Consider the following 15,502-nt stretch of genomic DNA (forward strand, 5'->3'; position numbering starts at 1 on the left):
CAACATGAAGACCGACGCATTGATAGGGTACAGCGGCTTCGTAGGGTCGACGCTGCTCAAGCAGAAGGCCTTCGGCGCGCTGTTTCGCTCCACCAATATCGACCAGATCGGCGACCAGCCCTATGGCCAGGTCATCTGCGCCGGTGCCCCCGCGCAGAAATGGATCGCCAACCGCGATCCTGTGGCCGATCGCCAGAAGATCGATGGCCTGATCGGTCATCTGTCGCGGATCCAGTGCGATTCCTTCGTGCTGATCAGTACCGTGGATGTCTTCAAGCAGCCGCTCGGCGTGGATGAAACCACCGCGGTGGACGAAGAGGGGCTGCACGCCTATGGCGCCAATCGCTATCGACTGGAACAGTTCGTCCGTGAGCATTTCGCCAAGGCGCTGATCGTTCGCCTGCCAGGCCTGGTCGGGCCGGGGCTGCGCAAGAACGTGATCTACGACCTGCTCAACGACAACAACCTGCACGCGGTGGAAAGCCGCGGCGTCTTCCAGTTCTATCCGATGGTCAACCTGGGCTATGACATCCAGACCGCCCAGGCGGCCGGGCTGGAGCTGGTGCACCTGACGGCCGCGCCCATCAGCGTGGCGGACATCGCCCGTCAGGGCTTTGGACGCGAATTCGGCAACACCCTGGACGGTACGCCCGCGCGCTACGATTTCCGCAGCGTGCATGCCGAGGTCTTTGGCGGCCGTGACGGCTACCAGTACAGCGCGCGCGACACCCTGCTCGCGGTACGGGCTTACGCCCAGTCGGAACCCCCGGTCATCAAGGCGGAGGGTCAGTGATGCGCATCGCCATTTCCAATATCGCCTGGGACGTGGCCGACGACGCCATGGTCGCCGAGATCCTGCAACAGCATCGAGTGGATGCCATCGACATCGCCCCCGGCAAGTATTTCGCCGATCCCAAGACGGCCACCGCCCAGGAGATCCAGGCAGTGCGGCAGCAGTGGCAGGCCCGGGGTATCGAGATCACCGGCATGCAGGCGCTGCTGTTCGGCACCACCGGACTCAATGTCTTTGGCGCCGATGACATCCAGCGCGCGCTGCTGGCGCAGCTGGAGGGCGTCTGCCGGGTCGCCGAGGGACTGGGCGCGACGCGCCTGGTGTTCGGCTCGCCGCGCAATCGCGATCGCGCCGGGCTGAGCGACGAAGAAGCCCTGGTGCAGGCACGCGACTTCTTCCGCCGCCTGGGGGATGTGGCCGCGGCGCACCAGGTGCAGATCTGCCTGGAGCCGAATCCGCCGCGCTATGGCGCCAACTTCATGATCGACAGCGATTCCACCGCCGCTGTGGTGCGCGCCGTGGAGCATCCGGCGATCCGCATGCAACTCGACACCGGCGCCCTGACCATCAACGAGGAAGATGCCGCACGAGTGCTCGAAGAGCATGCCGAACTGATCGGCCATGTCCATGCCAGCGAGCCGGATCTGGTGACCCTGGGGGAGGGTGGTACCAACCACGACGGAATCGCCTTCGCCCTGACCCGGCGACTGCCGGAGCAGGTGGTCAGCATCGAGATGCTGCCGGCCAAGCAGGGCTCCAACCTGGCCGCGCTGGAGCGTGGCGTCCAGGTCGCGGTCAAGGCCTATCGTGAGCTGCCGGAGGCCGCGGCATGAAGTGGCTGATCCTGATCCTGGGCATCGCTTCCAACGCCTCGGCGAGCGTGCTGGTGAAGCTGGCCATGTTGCCGCCGCGCCGCTTTCCCAGTCTGAGCGATCCCATGGGCGCCCTGGCCAACTGGCCGTTCTGGCTGGGGTTGTTCATGTATGGCCTGGCCTTTCTGCTGTACGCCGCCGCCCTCGCCAAGCTGCCGCTGAACGTGGCGCATCCGGTGCTGACGGCCGGCGCCATCGCCAGCGTCGCCCTGCTGTCGGTGGTGATCTTTCGCGAAGCCTTTCCCTGGACCACGGCGGCGGGCATCGTCCTGATCATCGCCGGCGTCGCCCTCATCACGGCCCGTGTCGGTTGAACCTGGAGGACCTATGACTACTGCAATTCCCGCCACCGAGCGCGCCCTCTGGCAGGTGCCCAGCTATTCGACGACCTTCTGGAACGGTCGTAGCCGTCCGCACTGCGTGGTGATTCCGGTCATCAACGAAGGCGAGCGGATCCTCAACCTCCTGCGGCGCATGGCGGCGGTCAAGATCGCCGACATCGCCGATGTCATCATCGTCGACGGTGGCAGCACCGATGGCTCGCTGGAGCCGCAGCGGCTGCAGGAACTGGGCGTCCGCGGGCTGCTGGTCAAGACCGCACCGGGCAAGCTCAGCTCCCAGTTGCGCTGCGCCTATGCCTTCGTGCTCGACGAGGGTTATACCGGCATCGTGACCATCGATGGCAACGACAAGGACGATCCGGACGCCATCCCGCGCTTCATCGACGCCATCGAGCAGGGCTACGATTTCGTCCAGGCCTCGCGCTTTCTGGCCGGCGGTGTGGCGGAGAACACGCCCAAGTCCCGCGACTTCGCCATTCGCTTCATCCATGCGCCCATGCTGAGCCTGGCCTCGGGTTTCCACTGGACCGACACCACCCAGGGTTTCCGCGCCTACAGCCGGGCCATGCTGCTGGATCCGCGGGTGGCGCCGTTCCGCGACGAGTTCACCACCTATGAGTTGTTGGCCTATCTTTCCTATCGGGTACCGAAATTGGGCTATCGCTGCGTGGAACTCCCCACCGTGCGGCGCTATCCGAAGGGCGAGGTACCCACCAAGATCAGCAGCGTCAGAGGTAATCTGTCGGTGCTGCAGGTACTGATGAAGGCCTGTGCAGGCCACTACAACCCACGCCTGGGCGAGGACGCCCAGCTGGCGGCGCAACGACGAAGCTGATCCCGTCGCGCTTGCCGGGTGCGCAAGAGACGATGGAGTAGGCAATGGTGCGTGTGCTGTCGGCGTTTCGCGGGCTCTATTTCGCGACGCTGTTGATGTTGATCGGGACCGGTCTGCTGAGTACCTATCTGGGGCTGCGACTGGCCGCCGATCAGGTGCAGGGACTCTGGGTCGGTGCCCTGACCGCCGCCTATTACGCGGGACTGGTGATAGGCGGCAAGCTCGGGCATCGGCTGATCGCCAAGGTCGGCCATATCCGTGCCTATGTGACCTGCGCCGGCGTCGTCGGCGCCGCGGTGCTAGGCATCGGCTTGCTGCCCTGGCTACCGATGTGGCTGGCGCTCAGGGTGCTCATCGGCATGGGCATGATGTGTCAGTACATGGTGCTGGAAAGCTGGCTCAACGAGCAGGCCGGCCCTGGCGAGCGCGGCAAGGTCTTTTCCGGCTACATGACCGCCTCCTATCTCGGCCTGGCGCTGGGCCAGGTGGTGCTGGTGGTCTCGCCCGATCTGGGCGTCGACAAGCTGATGCTGGTCGCCATCTACTACGCCCTGTGCCTGGTGCCAGTAGCGGTCACCGGCAAGATCCACCCGGCGCCGCTCAAGCCTGCGCCACTGGAACCCACGTTCTTCATCCAGCGGATTCCGCAGTCGCTGACCACCACCCTGGTGGCGGGACTGGTGATCGGCTCCTTCTATGGTCTGGCGCCGCTCTATGCCAGCGCCCAGGGCCTGCCCACCGAACGCATCGGTCTGTTCATGGCCTGTTGCATCTTTGCCGGCCTGATCGCCCAGTGGCCGATTGGCTGGCTCTCGGACCGCCATGATCGCAGCTGGCTGATCCGGGTGGTGGCCATCGCCCTGACCCTGGCTGCGCTGCCGCTGGCCGTGCTGCCCCATGTGCCGCCGGTGGTGCTGCTCCCCCTCGGCCTTATCGCCAGCCTGCTGCAATTCGTGCTCTATCCGCTGGCGGTGGCGCTGTCCAATGACCATATCGAGGGGGAGCGGCGGGTATCCCTGAGTGCCATGCTGCTGGTGACCTTTGGCATCGGTGCCTGTATCGGTCCGCTGGTGGTGGGGGCTCTGATGAATCTGGTCGGGCCCAACATGCTCTATGCCTTCGTCGTGCTCTGCGGCGCGATCCTGATCTGGCGTATCCGTCCGGATGCGGTCACTGGCAAGCACCTGGTCGACGAAGCGCCGCTGAGCCATGTGCAGATGCCCGAAGGATCGACCAGTTCACCGCTGGCGGCGGCCCTGGATCCCCGCGTCGACAGCCAGGTGGTGCAGGAGCAGATGCACAGCGAGCCGGTGGTGGAGGAAGAACCTGCCGAGGAGGGGGCACCTCTGCAGGAGGAGATCGAGTTCCCGCAGAACCCAGCTGAGCCCAAGGCGACTTGAGAGGTGGAGGAGGGCGCCCAGTAGTCGTGGGCGTCCGGTCGGTCACTCGAAGCGACGATTTTCTCGCTGCAACTGATAGATGAAACGCTCGATCTGACGCTGCGCAGCGCCCGTCAGGCTGTTGAAGCAGACACCGACGTCGCTGAATTCCATACGCTCCGTGCAGGCCACGTGGCGAATGGTCACCGGGGTATTGATGGCCCCAATGGGCAGTTCGGCGGTAAAGCTCTGCACCTGCTGACCCGGCTGCAGCAGATGGGTGACATTGCCGGGAAAGCGCAGCTTGCAGCCCGTGGCTGACAGGTCGATCAACTGGCCACGCAACTGGATCTGGCTGCTGCCCTGACTCAGTTCTGCGGTGGCGGGCTGGGTTAATAGCAACTTGACCCGATAGGCATTGCGCCGCTGGTGATAGGTGAGCTCCGCGGGCAGGCCGATCCAGTAGCAGCGCGTGCCGTCCAGTTCGCTGAACTCGACCGGACGGTCGATCTGCCAGGTGACCTTGATGCCTTCGTGAAAGCTGTCCACCCGAAAGGACTGACCCTGCTCGAGCAGGCGTTCGGCCTCACGGGGAATGAATTCATCCAGCGCGATCAGGCCCTTGGCTTCGTCGATCTCGACGACGAAGCTCTGGAATTGCTGCCCTTGGCGATTGAAGGTGATCCGCAGCGGGATGTGCTGCTGTTGCGCCGGCCGCAGACACGCCAGGATCTCGCCCTTGGAGCGATAGACCTGGGGGGGTTGGGGAGCATTGTCGCTAGCGGAAGAGCCTTGCACCTGGAAACTCCTGTAAACAGCGGTCAGCAAGGATAATGGCTAACGGCCAGCTGTACAGCGAAAAACGCGCTGTGAGAAAAATCCACTGCTCACGCCGAGCTCAGCGGGCGCTGATAGCCACCGCCGGTCTGGTTACCGCGACGGTTGTACAGCGTGGGCGCCGAGGTACCCTGCAGCACATTCAGCAACTTGCCCACCACGAAACGATTGGCCTGAATGATCTGGCCATTGCGGACGTTGTGGGCTTTGCATTGCTCCATGAGCTGCGCGAGCTGGCTGGAGAGAGCCAGCAGTTCCTCACCATCGGGCTGTCGGGCGGCATAGGCCTGCAAGCCCGGCAGATCCGCCCGCAAACCCTGAGCCTGGAGCAGGACGGTGCGCTGCTGGGCATGCTGGTCGAGCTGCTTGAGCAGGATCTGCTTGGGGCCCAGCAGGGCTTCCAGTCGATCGAGCTGGCGCTCGCTCAAGGCCTGGAATTCCTGCTCGATCAGAGCCAGCAGTTGTTCGCTCAGGTCGATGTCGTGGCGAGTGATGTCGAGCAAGGTAGCATTGGGCATGGCGCGGTTTCCGTTCGAACCTTAGTTGCGATCGTCAGGAAGGCCATGCCGAGCCGGGCGTCAGGACTCGAACGCCATCAGCTTGTCGGCCACCTTCTGGCTGTCGACCTTGTAGGAGCCATCGGCGATGGCCTGTTTCAGGCGGCTGACCTTGTCGCTGTCGACCACCGGCAGATCCTTGAGCCCTGCGGTCAGGGAACTCAGTTGCTTGGCTTCGGCGCTCAAGCTCACCGACTCGCCGGAGGCGGTGCCTTGGGTGGCCTTGACGTCGCTGGTCTGAGCCGTGGATACGTCCTTGGTGGACGCAGCCTTGGTGTTGCCTATGCCCGCAGTGGAGGACGAATTCAGGCGATTGATATCTAGAGCCATGAGTGGAGATCCTCGTGTCGTCTCGTTCGCATGTCCGGCTTATCGGCGTGCTGAGCCGAAACTTTAGCCGTAGACCTGTGCGCCGTGTCACATCCTTCGACAGGATGGCACGCAGAGGTTCAGGATGCGGACGTTCAAGGTACTCCTTTTGCCGCTCTCGCTAAAGCGCTACCTCCACCTGCCCCTGATCGACCACCCGACCGCGGATCACCCGGTTCGAACTCAGGTTGCGTACGCGGATTTCCTCGTCCTTGGCGCCCGCGCTGAGGGCTTCGCCCTGCATGCGAATGCTGAAGGAGGCGCTACGGGCATTGATGACCACCTGTTCACCCTTGCGAATGAGTTCTGCTTGCTCGATAAAGGAAGGCGCCATGACCTGCCCGCTGACCACCTGGCGTTTCAGCTGGGTCCCCAGCACCTGTTCCAGGCTGGTCAGATAACCCTGGGTCAGGGTGCCGACGTCCCGCTCCACCAGGGCCACGTTCTGGTCATCCAGCACCGCACCGCGCAACAGGGGCTGCAGGGTAACCACCACGGGCCGATACAGCTTGACCTGGACCGGCACGAACACCGTCCAGGGACTGCTGCCTTCGCAGCGGACCTTGATGTTGATCCGGCCCACCGGCGTGGGGTTGCCTTGCTGTGAAAGCGTCAGGGGTTTGTCGCAGGCCGCCAGGCGTAACCGGGGATCCAACGAGTTGATCTGATTTTCGTGGCGTGCGTTGGAACTGGTCTCCAGCAAATATTCCTGCACGCGCTCCTCAAGAAAACTTTCGACAGCGCCGATAAGTTCGTCAGATGAGGTGTAGTCGCCTTCTGCATAGGCCTTTCCGCCCAGGCATGTCAGGATCAACACAAGATTCGCAGCCCAGCGGCAAGAGGTTTTCATAGGTCGGAAACACGTCGCTTCGATCTTCATGAGTCACATCTAAGCAAGCCCTGTGCCGAGTTTTTCAACCGGTCTGTGGCAACGAGAGGAGTCGCCAAATGGCTGGTGTATTGGACGCAGTCAACCAACGTACCCAACTGGTGGGCCAGAACCGTCTGGAACTGCTGCTGTTCCGCCTGGACGGCTCGCAGCTCTACGGCATCAACGTCTTCAAGGTGAAGGAGGTGCTGCAGTGCCCCAAGCTCACCGTGATGCCGAAATCGAGTCCGGTGGTACGGGGCGTGGCCAGCATTCGTGGCGGCACCTTTCCCATCATCGACCTGGCCATGGCCACCGGTCGCCGCGGGTTGCCGGACATCAACAACTGCTTCGTGATCATTACCGAGTACAACACCAAGGTGCAGGGCTTTCTGGTGCGTTCGGTGGAGCGCATCGTCAACATGAACTGGGAAGGCATCAATCCGCCGCCCAAGGGCACCGGGCGTGATCACTACCTTACCGCCGTCACCCGCGTCGACAACCAACTCGTCGAGATCATCGACGTGGAGAAGATCCTGTCCGAAGTGGCGCCGTCCGTCGAAACGGTGTCGGCCGGCGTCATCAGCGAAATGGTACAGGCCAAGGCCGTCACCAAGCGCGTCCTGATCGTCGATGACTCCTCGGTGGCGCGCAAGCAGGTGAGCCGCTGCCTGGAAACCGTCGGGGTAGAGGTCATTTCCCTCAACGACGGTCGTCAGGCGCTGAACTACCTCCAGGCCATGGTGGCTGAAGGCAAGCGCCCGGAAGAGGAATTGCTGATGATCATTTCCGACATCGAGATGCCGGAAATGGACGGCTACACCCTGACGGCGGAAATCCGTCATGATCCGCGGATGCAGAAAGTGCATATACTGCTGCATACCTCCTTGTCCGGCGTCTTCAACCAGGCGATGGTCAAGAAGGTCGGTGCGGACGACTTCCTGGCCAAGTTCCGTCCCGATGATCTTGCCTCCCGGGTAGCCGAGCGCATCAACGCGGTCGACAGTCACTAGGTGAAGGCGTCTCTATCCCGGTATCCAGAAGGCGGAGCGGCAGTGTCAGCAGTCAACGCGGATTTTGTGCTTTTTCGTGATTTCCTCGAGAAATCCAGCGGGATCCTGCTCGGTGACAACAAGCAGTACCTCGTCTCCAGTCGGCTCAACAAGCTGATGGAGACCGAGGGGATCAAGACGTTGTCGGAGTTGGTGCAGCGCATCCAGATGCAGCCCCGCGGCGGTTTGCGGGAAAAGGTCATCGATGCGATGACGACCAACGAAACCCTCTGGTTTCGCGACACCTATCCCTTCGAGGTGCTCAAGAACCGCCTCCTGCCGGAATTGACCAAGAACACCTTCGGCCAGCGCCTGCGGGTCTGGTCGGCGGCCTGCTCGTCGGGGCAGGAGCCTTATTCGCTGTCCATGACCATGGACGAATTCGAGCGCAGCGCGGCAGGGCAGGGGCGTGGCGGCATGCAGATCGTGGCGACCGATCTGTCCGGTGCCATTCTCACGGCGGCGAAATCCGGTGAATACGATTCTCTGGCCATCGGTCGCGGTCTGTCCCAGGAACGCCTGCAGCGCTACTTCGACGTGCTCCAGCCAAATCGCTGGGCGGTCAAGCCGGCGATTCGCAGTCGGATCGAATTCCGCGCCCTGAATCTATTGGACAGCTATGCCAGCCTCGGCAAGTTCGACATGGTGTTCTGCCGCAACGTGCTCATCTACTTCTCCGCTGACGTGAAGAAGGACATCCTCACCCGCATCCATGCCACTCTCAAGCCGGGCGGCTATCTGTTCCTGGGTGCGTCCGAAGCCCTCAACGGCTTGCCGGATCTCTATCAGATGGTGCAGTGCAATCCGGGCATCATCTACAAGGCCAAATAGGCCGGTCGATGGACACCCAAAGGGCAGACCCAGGTCTGCCCTTTCTTTTGCGCCAAAGTTTTGCCGCACCTGCCTCGGGGGCCGGCAAAGGTGGCGGAAAAACCTTGCCGCTTGCCGTCGTTCTGACTGCCGCGTCGCGCTAAGCCCTTGATTTAGATGGATGTTGGATACTGGCACGGGCCTTGCTAAATCGCTTGCAAGCCACGTCAAAGGTCTCTCGACATGAGCATCAGTTTCGACAAAGCACTCGGGTTGCACGAGCAGGCGCTCAACTTCCGTTCGCAGCGCGCCGAAGTATTGGGCAACAACATCGCCAATGCCGATACCCCGGGCTACAAGGCGCGGGATCTGGATTTCAGCGCCGTCATGGCAGAGCAGGCGGCCAAGAGCGCGCCAGGGGCTTCCGGCCACTATCAGCTGGAAACCACCAACAGCCGCCATATCGCTGCCGAAGGCTTCGACATGGGCATGGGCGACTCGGCCTTGAAGTATCGCATCCCCACGCAGCCCTCGGTGGACCAGAACACCGTGGATGCGCAGGTCGAGCAGGCCAACTACGCCGAGAACGCGATGAATTTCCAGGCCAGCTTCACCCTGCTCAATAGCAAGTTCAAGGGGCTGATGTCGGCCCTGCGCGGAGAATAGCCATGTCCCTGAGTTCGCTGTTCAACATCGCCGGTAGCGGCATGAGCGCCCAGAACGTGCGCCTCAATACCGTGGCCAGCAACATGGCCAACGCCGACTCCGTCTCCTCCAGCGTCGATCAGACCTACAAGGCGCGGCATCCGGTGTTCGCTGCCCAGTTCAACGCGGCCCAGGGCGGTGCTTCGCTGTTCGACGACCAGGGCCAGGCCGGGGTCGGGGTGGAGGTCAAGGGTATCGTCGAGGATCCGAGCGAGGTGCAGAAGCGCTACGAGCCCAATCATCCCATGGCGGACAAGGAAGGCTACGTCTATTACCCCAACGTGAACGTGGTGGAGGAGATGGCCGACATGATTTCGGCCAGTCGCGCCTTCCAGACCAATGCGGAAATGATGAATACCGCCAAACAGATGATGCAGAAGGTACTGACCCTCGGTCAGTAAGGAACCGGCGCCATGGCCATCAGCACGACCAACTCCACCGCTCAATCGGTACTCGACAAGTACTCCGTCAACAAGACCGGCACGTCCGCCGAAACCACCGCCAGCGATGGCAAGAAGGGTGGCAAGCTCGGCAAGGACGAGTTCCTCAAGCTGATGGTTGCTCAGATGAACAACCAGAATCCGCTGGAGCCGCAGGGCAACGGCGAATTCATCGCCCAGCTGGCGCAGTTCAGCACCGTCGAGGGCATCACCAACCTCAATACCAGCGTCGGCTCGATCCTCTCCGGCAGCCAGTCCTCCCAGGCGTTGCAGGCCTCGACCCTGGTCGGGCGCAAGGTGATCGTCGATACCGACAAGGTCAAGGTGGACACCAGCGCGGACTTCAAGGGGGCGCTCAACCTGACCGCTTCCAGTCCGAACGTCTGGGTCAACGTCTACAACGATGCGGGCAGTCAGGTGAATCGTCTGAACCTGGGGCAGCAGTCCAGTGGCCTGGTGAACTTCACTTGGGACGGCACCGATGCCAGCGGCAAGAAGCTGGCTGCCGGCACCTACCGCTTCGAGGCCCAGGCGAACGTGAACGACACCACCACGGCCATGAAGACCAGTCTGCCAGCCAACGTCGACAGTGTGACGCTCGGGCAGAACGGCGGCGAAATGACACTCAACCTTGCCGGCGTCGGCAGCATCGGCATCTCCAAAGTCCAGGCGGTCGGCCAGTAAGGCGCGGCACAAGAGAGGAATCCAGCATGTCTTTCAATATCGGTTTGAGCGGCATCAAGGCCGCGTCCAGTGACCTCAACATCACCGGCAACAACATCGCCAACGCCAGCACCGTCGGCTTCAAGCAGTCGCGGGCGGAGTTCCAGGACCTCTATGCCGCCTCGGTACTGGGCACTGGCAAGAATGCCCAGGGCAGCGGCGTGCTGCTGGGCAACGTCGGCCAGCTGTTCAACCAGGGCACCATCGATTCCACGCAGAACGCGCTGGACATGGGCATTAACGGTAACGGTTTTTTCGTCACCAGCAACAATGGCGCCATCCAGTACACCCGTGCCGGTTACTTCGGCACCGACAAGCAAGGCTTCATCGTCGACAACAACGGCTACAAGCTGCAGGGCTACACCACCAACGACCAGGGTCTGCTGCAGCCGGGCGTGCGCAGCGACCTGCGCATCGAGACGGCCAGCCAGGCCCCTAAGGCATCCAGCTCGATCAAGCAGACGGTCAACCTGAACTCGACCCAGACGACGCCGACCACCACCCCGTTCAATCCGTCCGATCCGACCAGCTACAACTCCTCGACCTCGGTGAACATCTACGACAGCCAGGGCAACGCCCACGTCCTGTCGCAGTATTTCGTCAAGGGCGCGAACAACTCCTGGACCATGAACGTGCTGATCGACGGCCGCAATCCGGGCGATCCCACCAAGGAAGACGCGACCACCAAGGTTGCTACGCCCTACACCGTGACCTTGCCGTTCACCAGCAGCGGCGCGCTCGATGGCGGCAAGGTGGCCTCGACCGATCTCAAGCAGGTCAATAACGCCACCACCAACACCTTCGAGGGTGTGCTCAAGCTGGACAACTGGGTCCCGGCCATCTCCAACGGCGGTACCCCGGCGACCTGGGCCTCCAATGGCGCTGTCGCCAACCCGGCCGGCATAACCTTGGACATGCGCGGCTCGACCCAATACAGCAGTGCCTTCGCCGTGACCAGCGTCAACCAGGACGGCTACACCACGGGCCAGCTGTCCGGTCTGGAAATCGACGATACCGGCCAGATCTTCGCACGTTACACCAATGGTCAGTCCAAGGTGCAGGGTCAGGTCGTGCTGGCCAACTTCGCCAACGTCCAGGGCCTGACCCCCATGGGCAAGACCTCCTGGACCGAGTCGTCGGAATCGGGTCAGCCAGTAGTCGGCACACCGCGCTCCGGCACCCTGGGTGCCCTGCAGTCCGGTGCTCTGGAGGCGTCCAACGTGGACATCTCCACCGAGCTGGTCGACATGATCGTGGCGCAGCGCAACTACCAGGCCAACGCCAAGACCATCGAGACCGAGAACGCCATTACCCAGACCATCATCAACCTGCGTTGATGTCGTTTCTCTGACGGCTTGCCGCTTCGGCGTCAGGAAAAGCCTCCCTCGGGAGGCTTTTCTATTTTCAGGCTACTGATTTTAAAGGGTTTTCATTTTCTGGAACGGCGCTTGCTAAAGAACCTCCGAACGCAAGCTTGGCGGCAGTCTGCCGCCGTCGGAGGATCAGATGGACAAGCTGCTGTACGTCGCCATGACCGGCGCCAGCCAGAACGAGATGGCCCAGCGCGCCCATGCCAACAACCTGGCCAACGTCTCGACCTCGGGATTCCGCAAGGATCTCGAACAGGCCCGCTCGATGCAGGTGTTCGGCGAGACCATGCCGTCGCGCGTCTACTCCATGAGCGAACGGCCGGCGACCGACTTCACCCCTGGCGCGCTGCAGGAGACGGGCCGTGACCTGGACGTGGCCATCCAGGGGCCGGGCTTCGTCGCGGTCCAGGATCCCTCCGGCAAGGAGGCCTATGTGCGCACCTCCAGTCTGCAGATCGACCCCCTTGGCATGCTGCGGACCGGCAGCGGTTTGCCGGTGCTCGGCAATGGCGGGCCCATCGCCGTGCCGCCTGCCTCCAAGGTGGAAATCGGTCAGGACGGCAGCATCACCGTGCGCGGCTCCGGCCAGGCGACCAATGCCCTGGCTCAGGTCGACCGCATCAAGCTGGTCAATCCCGACACCAAGCAGATGGAAAAGGGGCTCGACGGCCTGCTGCACATGAAGCAGGGCCAGGCAGCACCGCCCATGGACGCCAACGTGTCCCTGGTGTCCGGCTTCGTCGAGTCGAGCAACGTCAATGCGGCGGAAGAGATGACCTCGATCCTGTCGCTGTCCCGCCAGTTCGAACTGCAGGTGAAGATGATGCGCAGCGCCGAAGACAACGACGCGGCGCTGGCAAAGGTTTTGCAATTCTCCTGATCAAGGCTAGCGCCGACGTAAAACCGGCACTTCGAGGAATACCAGCATGATGTCGTCACTGTGGGTCGCCAAGACCGGTCTGTCCGCCCAGGACATGAACCTCACCACCATCTCCAACAACCTGGCCAACGTGTCCACCACGGGCTTCAAGCGCGACCGCGCCGAATTCCAGGACCTGCTGTACCAGATCCGCCGCCAGCCGGGTGCCCAGTCCACCCAGGACAATCAGCTCCCCTCCGGCCTGCAGCTGGGTACCGGTGTGCGCATCGTCGGCACCCAGAAGAACTTCACCGAGGGTTCGCTGCAGACCACCGACCAGCCGCTGGACATGGCCATCAACGGTGACGGCTTTTTCCAGGTGGCCATGCCTGACGGAACCGTCAACTACACCCGTGACGGTACCTTTCACCTCAATGCCGATGGCCAGATCGTCACTGCCAACGGCTTTGCCCTGCAGCCCGCCATTGTGCTGCCGGCCGATACCAAGACCTTTACTGTCGGCGAAGACGGCACTGTCTCCGTCACCACCGCCGGTCAGGCCGCGCCGCAGATCGTCGGCAATCTGCAGATCGCCCAGTTCGTCAACCCGGGCGGTCTCCAGGCCGTGGGCCAGAACCTGTTCAGCGAGACCGCGTCCAGCGGCGCGCCTCAGGTCGGTACCCCGGGCTTGAACGGCCTCGGCACCGTGCTGCAGAGCACCCTGGAAAACTCTAACGTGAGCACGGTCGAGGAACTGGTGAACATGATCACCACCCAGCGCGCCTACGAGATGAACTCCAAGGTCATTTCCACCGCCGATCAGATGCTCGGCTTCGTTACCCAGCAGCTCTAATCCCCTGTGAGGACGCGCTCCATGAAACCTCTATTCGCCGTCGCCCCGCTCCTGGGAGCGCTCGTACTCGCAGGATGCGTAGCCCCGGCCGCCAAGCCGGACGATCCCTACTACGCCCCGGTGCTGCCGCGTACCCCGGTGCCAGCCGCACAGAACAACGGCGCCATCTTCCAGTCGGGGTTCGAGCAGAATCTCTATACCGACCGCAAGGCTTTCCGCATCGGCGACATCATCACCATCACCCTGCAGGAGCGGACCCAGGCCAGCAAGAACGCCAGTTCTGATATCGCCAAGAACACCAAGGCGACTCTGGGGCTGACCTCGCTGTTCGGCGCCAAGCCCTCGATTCCCAATCCGCTGGCCGATGGCGACTTGAGTCTGGACGCCGGTTTCTCCGGTAACCGCTCCAACACCGGCAAGTCCACCGCGGCCCAGGGCAACAGCCTGTCCGGCTCGCTGACCGTGACCATCGCCGAAGTGCTGCCCAATGGCATCCTGGTAGTGCGTGGCGAGAAGTGGTTGACCCTCAACACCGGCAACGAACTCATGCGCATCCAGGGCATGGTCCGCGCGGACGACATCGCCACCGACAACACCGTGTCCTCCACCCGCGTAGCCGATGCACGTATCACCTATTCGGGCACTGGCGCCTTCGCCGATGCCAGTCAGCCGGGCTGGCTGAGCCAGCTCTTCGGCAGCCCCTTGATGCCCTTCTGAGGATGAGCGCCATGTTCAAGAGCCTCATCGTCGCTGCCGCCCTGGCCCTGGTCATGCCCCTGGCCCAGGCGGATCGTCTGAAGGACATCGCCAGCATCCAGGGCGTGCGGACCAACCAGCTGATCGGCTACGGCCTGGTGGTGGGTCTGCCCGGTACCGGCGACCAGACCACCCAGACGCCCTTCACCGTGCAGACCTTCAACAACATGCTGGCGCAGTTCGGTATCAAGGTGCCGCCAGGCACCACGGCCCAGCTGAAGAACGTCGCGGCGGTATCCATCCATGCCGATCTGCCGGCCTTCGCCAAGCCCGGCCAGACCATCGATATCACGGTGTCTTCCATCGGCAACTCCAAGAGCCTGAGAGGCGGCAGCCTGCTGCTCTCGCCGCTCAAGGGTATCGACGGCCAGATCTACGCCATCGCCCAGGGCAACCTGGTGGTCGGGGGTTTTGACGCCGAAGGCCGCGACGGTTCGAAGATCACCGTCAACGTTCCGTCGTCCGGGCGCATTCCCAATGGCGCCACCGTCGAGCGACCGGTGCCGAGTGGCTTCGACCAGGGCAACAGCATCACGCTGGACCTGAATCGCAGCGACTTCACCACCGCCAAACGCATCGTCGACAAGATCAACGAGACACTTGGCGCGGGTGTTGCATCAGCTGTCGATGCCGGATCGATTCGCGTCACGGCGCCGGTGGATCCCAGCCAGCGCGTCGACTACATCTCGATCCTGGAGAACATGGAGGTGGATCCGGGGCAGGCGGTGGCCAAGGTCATCGTCAACTCCCGCACCGGGACCATCGTCATCGGCCAGAACGTCAAGGTCTCGCCGGCGGCGGTGACCCAGGGCAGCCTCACCGTGACCATCAGCGAAGATCCGCAGGTGAGTCAGCCCAATCCCTTGTCGGGTGGGCAGACGGTGGTGACTCCGCAGTCGACCGTCAAGGCCAAGCAGGAGGCCAAGCCGATGTTCAAGTTCGGTCCGGGCACCACGTTGGACGAAATCGTGAGAGCGGTGAATCAGGTGGGCGCGGCGCCCAGCGACCTGGTGGCCATTCTCGAAGCGTTGAAACAGGCCGGCGCCTTGCAGGCCGATCTGATCGTAATTTAAGGAGAACGGG

19 protein-coding genes are annotated in these 15,502 nt (G+C 62.7%); 15 read left to right on the forward strand and 4 right to left on the reverse strand.

Translation table 11 applies throughout. From position 1 onward, the window contains the following. Nucleotides 1-4: 4 nt before the first annotated feature. Genes BMZ43_RS15150 through BMZ43_RS15170 form a run of 5 tightly spaced genes read left to right on the forward strand, consistent with a single transcriptional unit; the run spans nucleotide 5 to nucleotide 4,241 of the window. Entirely contained in the window at nucleotides 5-793 is a 789-nt protein-coding gene (locus BMZ43_RS15150; RefSeq protein ID WP_064308402.1) for an NAD-dependent epimerase/dehydratase family protein, read from the forward strand. Next, nucleotides 793-1,626 carry a sugar phosphate isomerase/epimerase family protein gene (locus BMZ43_RS15155; protein WP_093254741.1) on the forward strand — a complete coding sequence of 278 codons (834 nt, stop codon included), beginning with the start codon at nucleotides 793-795 and terminating at the stop codon, nucleotides 1,624-1,626. The genes BMZ43_RS15150 and BMZ43_RS15155 overlap by 1 nt, the downstream gene beginning before the upstream one ends. Beyond that, the gene (locus BMZ43_RS15160) at nucleotides 1,623-1,979 is read left to right on the forward strand and encodes an SMR family transporter (protein WP_007160456.1); all 357 of its coding nucleotides are present in this window, start codon (nucleotides 1,623-1,625) and stop codon (nucleotides 1,977-1,979) included. The genes BMZ43_RS15155 and BMZ43_RS15160 overlap by 4 nt, the downstream gene beginning before the upstream one ends. Before the next feature lie 13 nt (nucleotides 1,980-1,992). Further along, nucleotides 1,993-2,841 carry a glycosyltransferase family 2 protein gene (locus tag BMZ43_RS15165; RefSeq protein WP_017642000.1) on the forward strand — a complete coding sequence of 283 codons (849 nt, stop codon included), beginning with the start codon at nucleotides 1,993-1,995 and terminating at the stop codon, nucleotides 2,839-2,841. Nucleotides 2,842-2,885: 44 nt separating this feature from the next. Next, entirely contained in the window at nucleotides 2,886-4,241 is a 1,356-nt protein-coding gene (locus tag BMZ43_RS15170) for an MFS transporter (protein ID WP_093254743.1), read from the forward strand. A gap of 42 nt (nucleotides 4,242-4,283) precedes the next feature. On the opposite strand, the gene BMZ43_RS15175 is transcribed toward BMZ43_RS15170, so the two are convergent. From BMZ43_RS15175 to flgA, 4 genes are all read right to left on the reverse strand, one after another. Further along, complete coding sequence (locus BMZ43_RS15175) at nucleotides 4,284-5,018, reverse strand: flagellar brake protein (RefSeq protein WP_017642002.1); 735 nt, start codon at nucleotides 5,016-5,018, stop codon at nucleotides 4,284-4,286. Nucleotides 5,019-5,107: 89 nt separating this feature from the next. Further along, nucleotides 5,108-5,575: a flagella synthesis protein FlgN gene (locus tag BMZ43_RS15180; protein WP_093254746.1), complete on the reverse strand. Its 468-nt coding sequence runs from the start codon at nucleotides 5,573-5,575 to the stop codon at nucleotides 5,108-5,110. Nucleotides 5,576-5,635: 60 nt separating this feature from the next. Beyond that, entirely contained in the window at nucleotides 5,636-5,944 is a 309-nt protein-coding gene (gene flgM / locus BMZ43_RS15185; protein ID WP_017642004.1) for a flagellar biosynthesis anti-sigma factor FlgM, read from the reverse strand. Between the two features lie 160 nt (nucleotides 5,945-6,104). Further along, nucleotides 6,105-6,833: a flagellar basal body P-ring formation chaperone FlgA gene (flgA, locus tag BMZ43_RS15190; RefSeq protein ID WP_082900444.1), complete on the reverse strand. Its 729-nt coding sequence runs from the start codon at nucleotides 6,831-6,833 to the stop codon at nucleotides 6,105-6,107. Nucleotides 6,834-6,931: 98 nt separating this feature from the next. Here flgA and BMZ43_RS15195 point away from each other — a divergent pair, with 98 nt between their 5' ends. The 10 genes from BMZ43_RS15195 to BMZ43_RS15240 all read left to right on the forward strand — a co-directional run bounded on the left by BMZ43_RS15195 (nucleotide 6,932) and on the right by BMZ43_RS15240 (nucleotide 15,492). Further along, a complete protein-coding gene (locus BMZ43_RS15195) occupies nucleotides 6,932-7,864 on the forward strand; it encodes a chemotaxis protein CheV (protein ID WP_017642006.1) in 933 nt (310 codons plus the stop codon). A 42-nt stretch (nucleotides 7,865-7,906) separates the two neighbouring features. Continuing rightward, a complete protein-coding gene (gene cheR, locus BMZ43_RS15200; RefSeq protein ID WP_026083954.1) occupies nucleotides 7,907-8,734 on the forward strand; it encodes a protein-glutamate O-methyltransferase CheR in 828 nt (275 codons plus the stop codon). A gap of 222 nt (nucleotides 8,735-8,956) precedes the next feature. Continuing rightward, on the forward strand, nucleotides 8,957-9,379 hold the full coding sequence (gene flgB, locus BMZ43_RS15205; protein WP_017642008.1) for a flagellar basal body rod protein FlgB: 423 nt from the start codon (nucleotides 8,957-8,959) through the stop codon (nucleotides 9,377-9,379). A 2-nt stretch (nucleotides 9,380-9,381) separates the two neighbouring features. Next, on the forward strand, nucleotides 9,382-9,819 hold the full coding sequence (gene flgC / locus BMZ43_RS15210; RefSeq protein WP_017642009.1) for a flagellar basal body rod protein FlgC: 438 nt from the start codon (nucleotides 9,382-9,384) through the stop codon (nucleotides 9,817-9,819). A 12-nt stretch (nucleotides 9,820-9,831) separates the two neighbouring features. Then, nucleotides 9,832-10,542: a flagellar hook assembly protein FlgD gene (locus tag BMZ43_RS15215; RefSeq protein WP_017642010.1), complete on the forward strand. Its 711-nt coding sequence runs from the start codon at nucleotides 9,832-9,834 to the stop codon at nucleotides 10,540-10,542. A gap of 26 nt (nucleotides 10,543-10,568) precedes the next feature. Beyond that, nucleotides 10,569-11,918, forward strand: coding sequence for a flagellar hook protein FlgE (gene flgE / locus BMZ43_RS15220; protein WP_017642011.1), 1,350 nt, complete (start codon nucleotides 10,569-10,571; stop codon nucleotides 11,916-11,918). A gap of 169 nt (nucleotides 11,919-12,087) precedes the next feature. After that, nucleotides 12,088-12,831: a flagellar basal body rod protein FlgF gene (locus tag BMZ43_RS15225; RefSeq protein WP_093254750.1), complete on the forward strand. Its 744-nt coding sequence runs from the start codon at nucleotides 12,088-12,090 to the stop codon at nucleotides 12,829-12,831. A gap of 46 nt (nucleotides 12,832-12,877) precedes the next feature. Beyond that, a complete protein-coding gene (flgG, locus tag BMZ43_RS15230; protein WP_093254752.1) occupies nucleotides 12,878-13,663 on the forward strand; it encodes a flagellar basal-body rod protein FlgG in 786 nt (261 codons plus the stop codon). Nucleotides 13,664-13,684: 21 nt separating this feature from the next. Next, nucleotides 13,685-14,380 (forward strand): flagellar basal body L-ring protein FlgH, encoded by a 696-nt coding sequence (flgH, locus tag BMZ43_RS15235; RefSeq protein WP_017642014.1) that lies wholly within the window; start codon nucleotides 13,685-13,687, stop codon nucleotides 14,378-14,380. Nucleotides 14,381-14,391: 11 nt separating this feature from the next. Further along, nucleotides 14,392-15,492, forward strand: coding sequence for a flagellar basal body P-ring protein FlgI (locus BMZ43_RS15240; protein ID WP_093254755.1), 1,101 nt, complete (start codon nucleotides 14,392-14,394; stop codon nucleotides 15,490-15,492). Nucleotides 15,493-15,502: the final 10 nt, after the last annotated feature.

It is taken from the genome of Pseudomonas sp. Snoq117.2 (assembly GCF_900110545.1).
Classification (GTDB): Bacteria; Pseudomonadota; Gammaproteobacteria; order Pseudomonadales; family Pseudomonadaceae; genus Chryseomonas; species Chryseomonas benzopyrenica.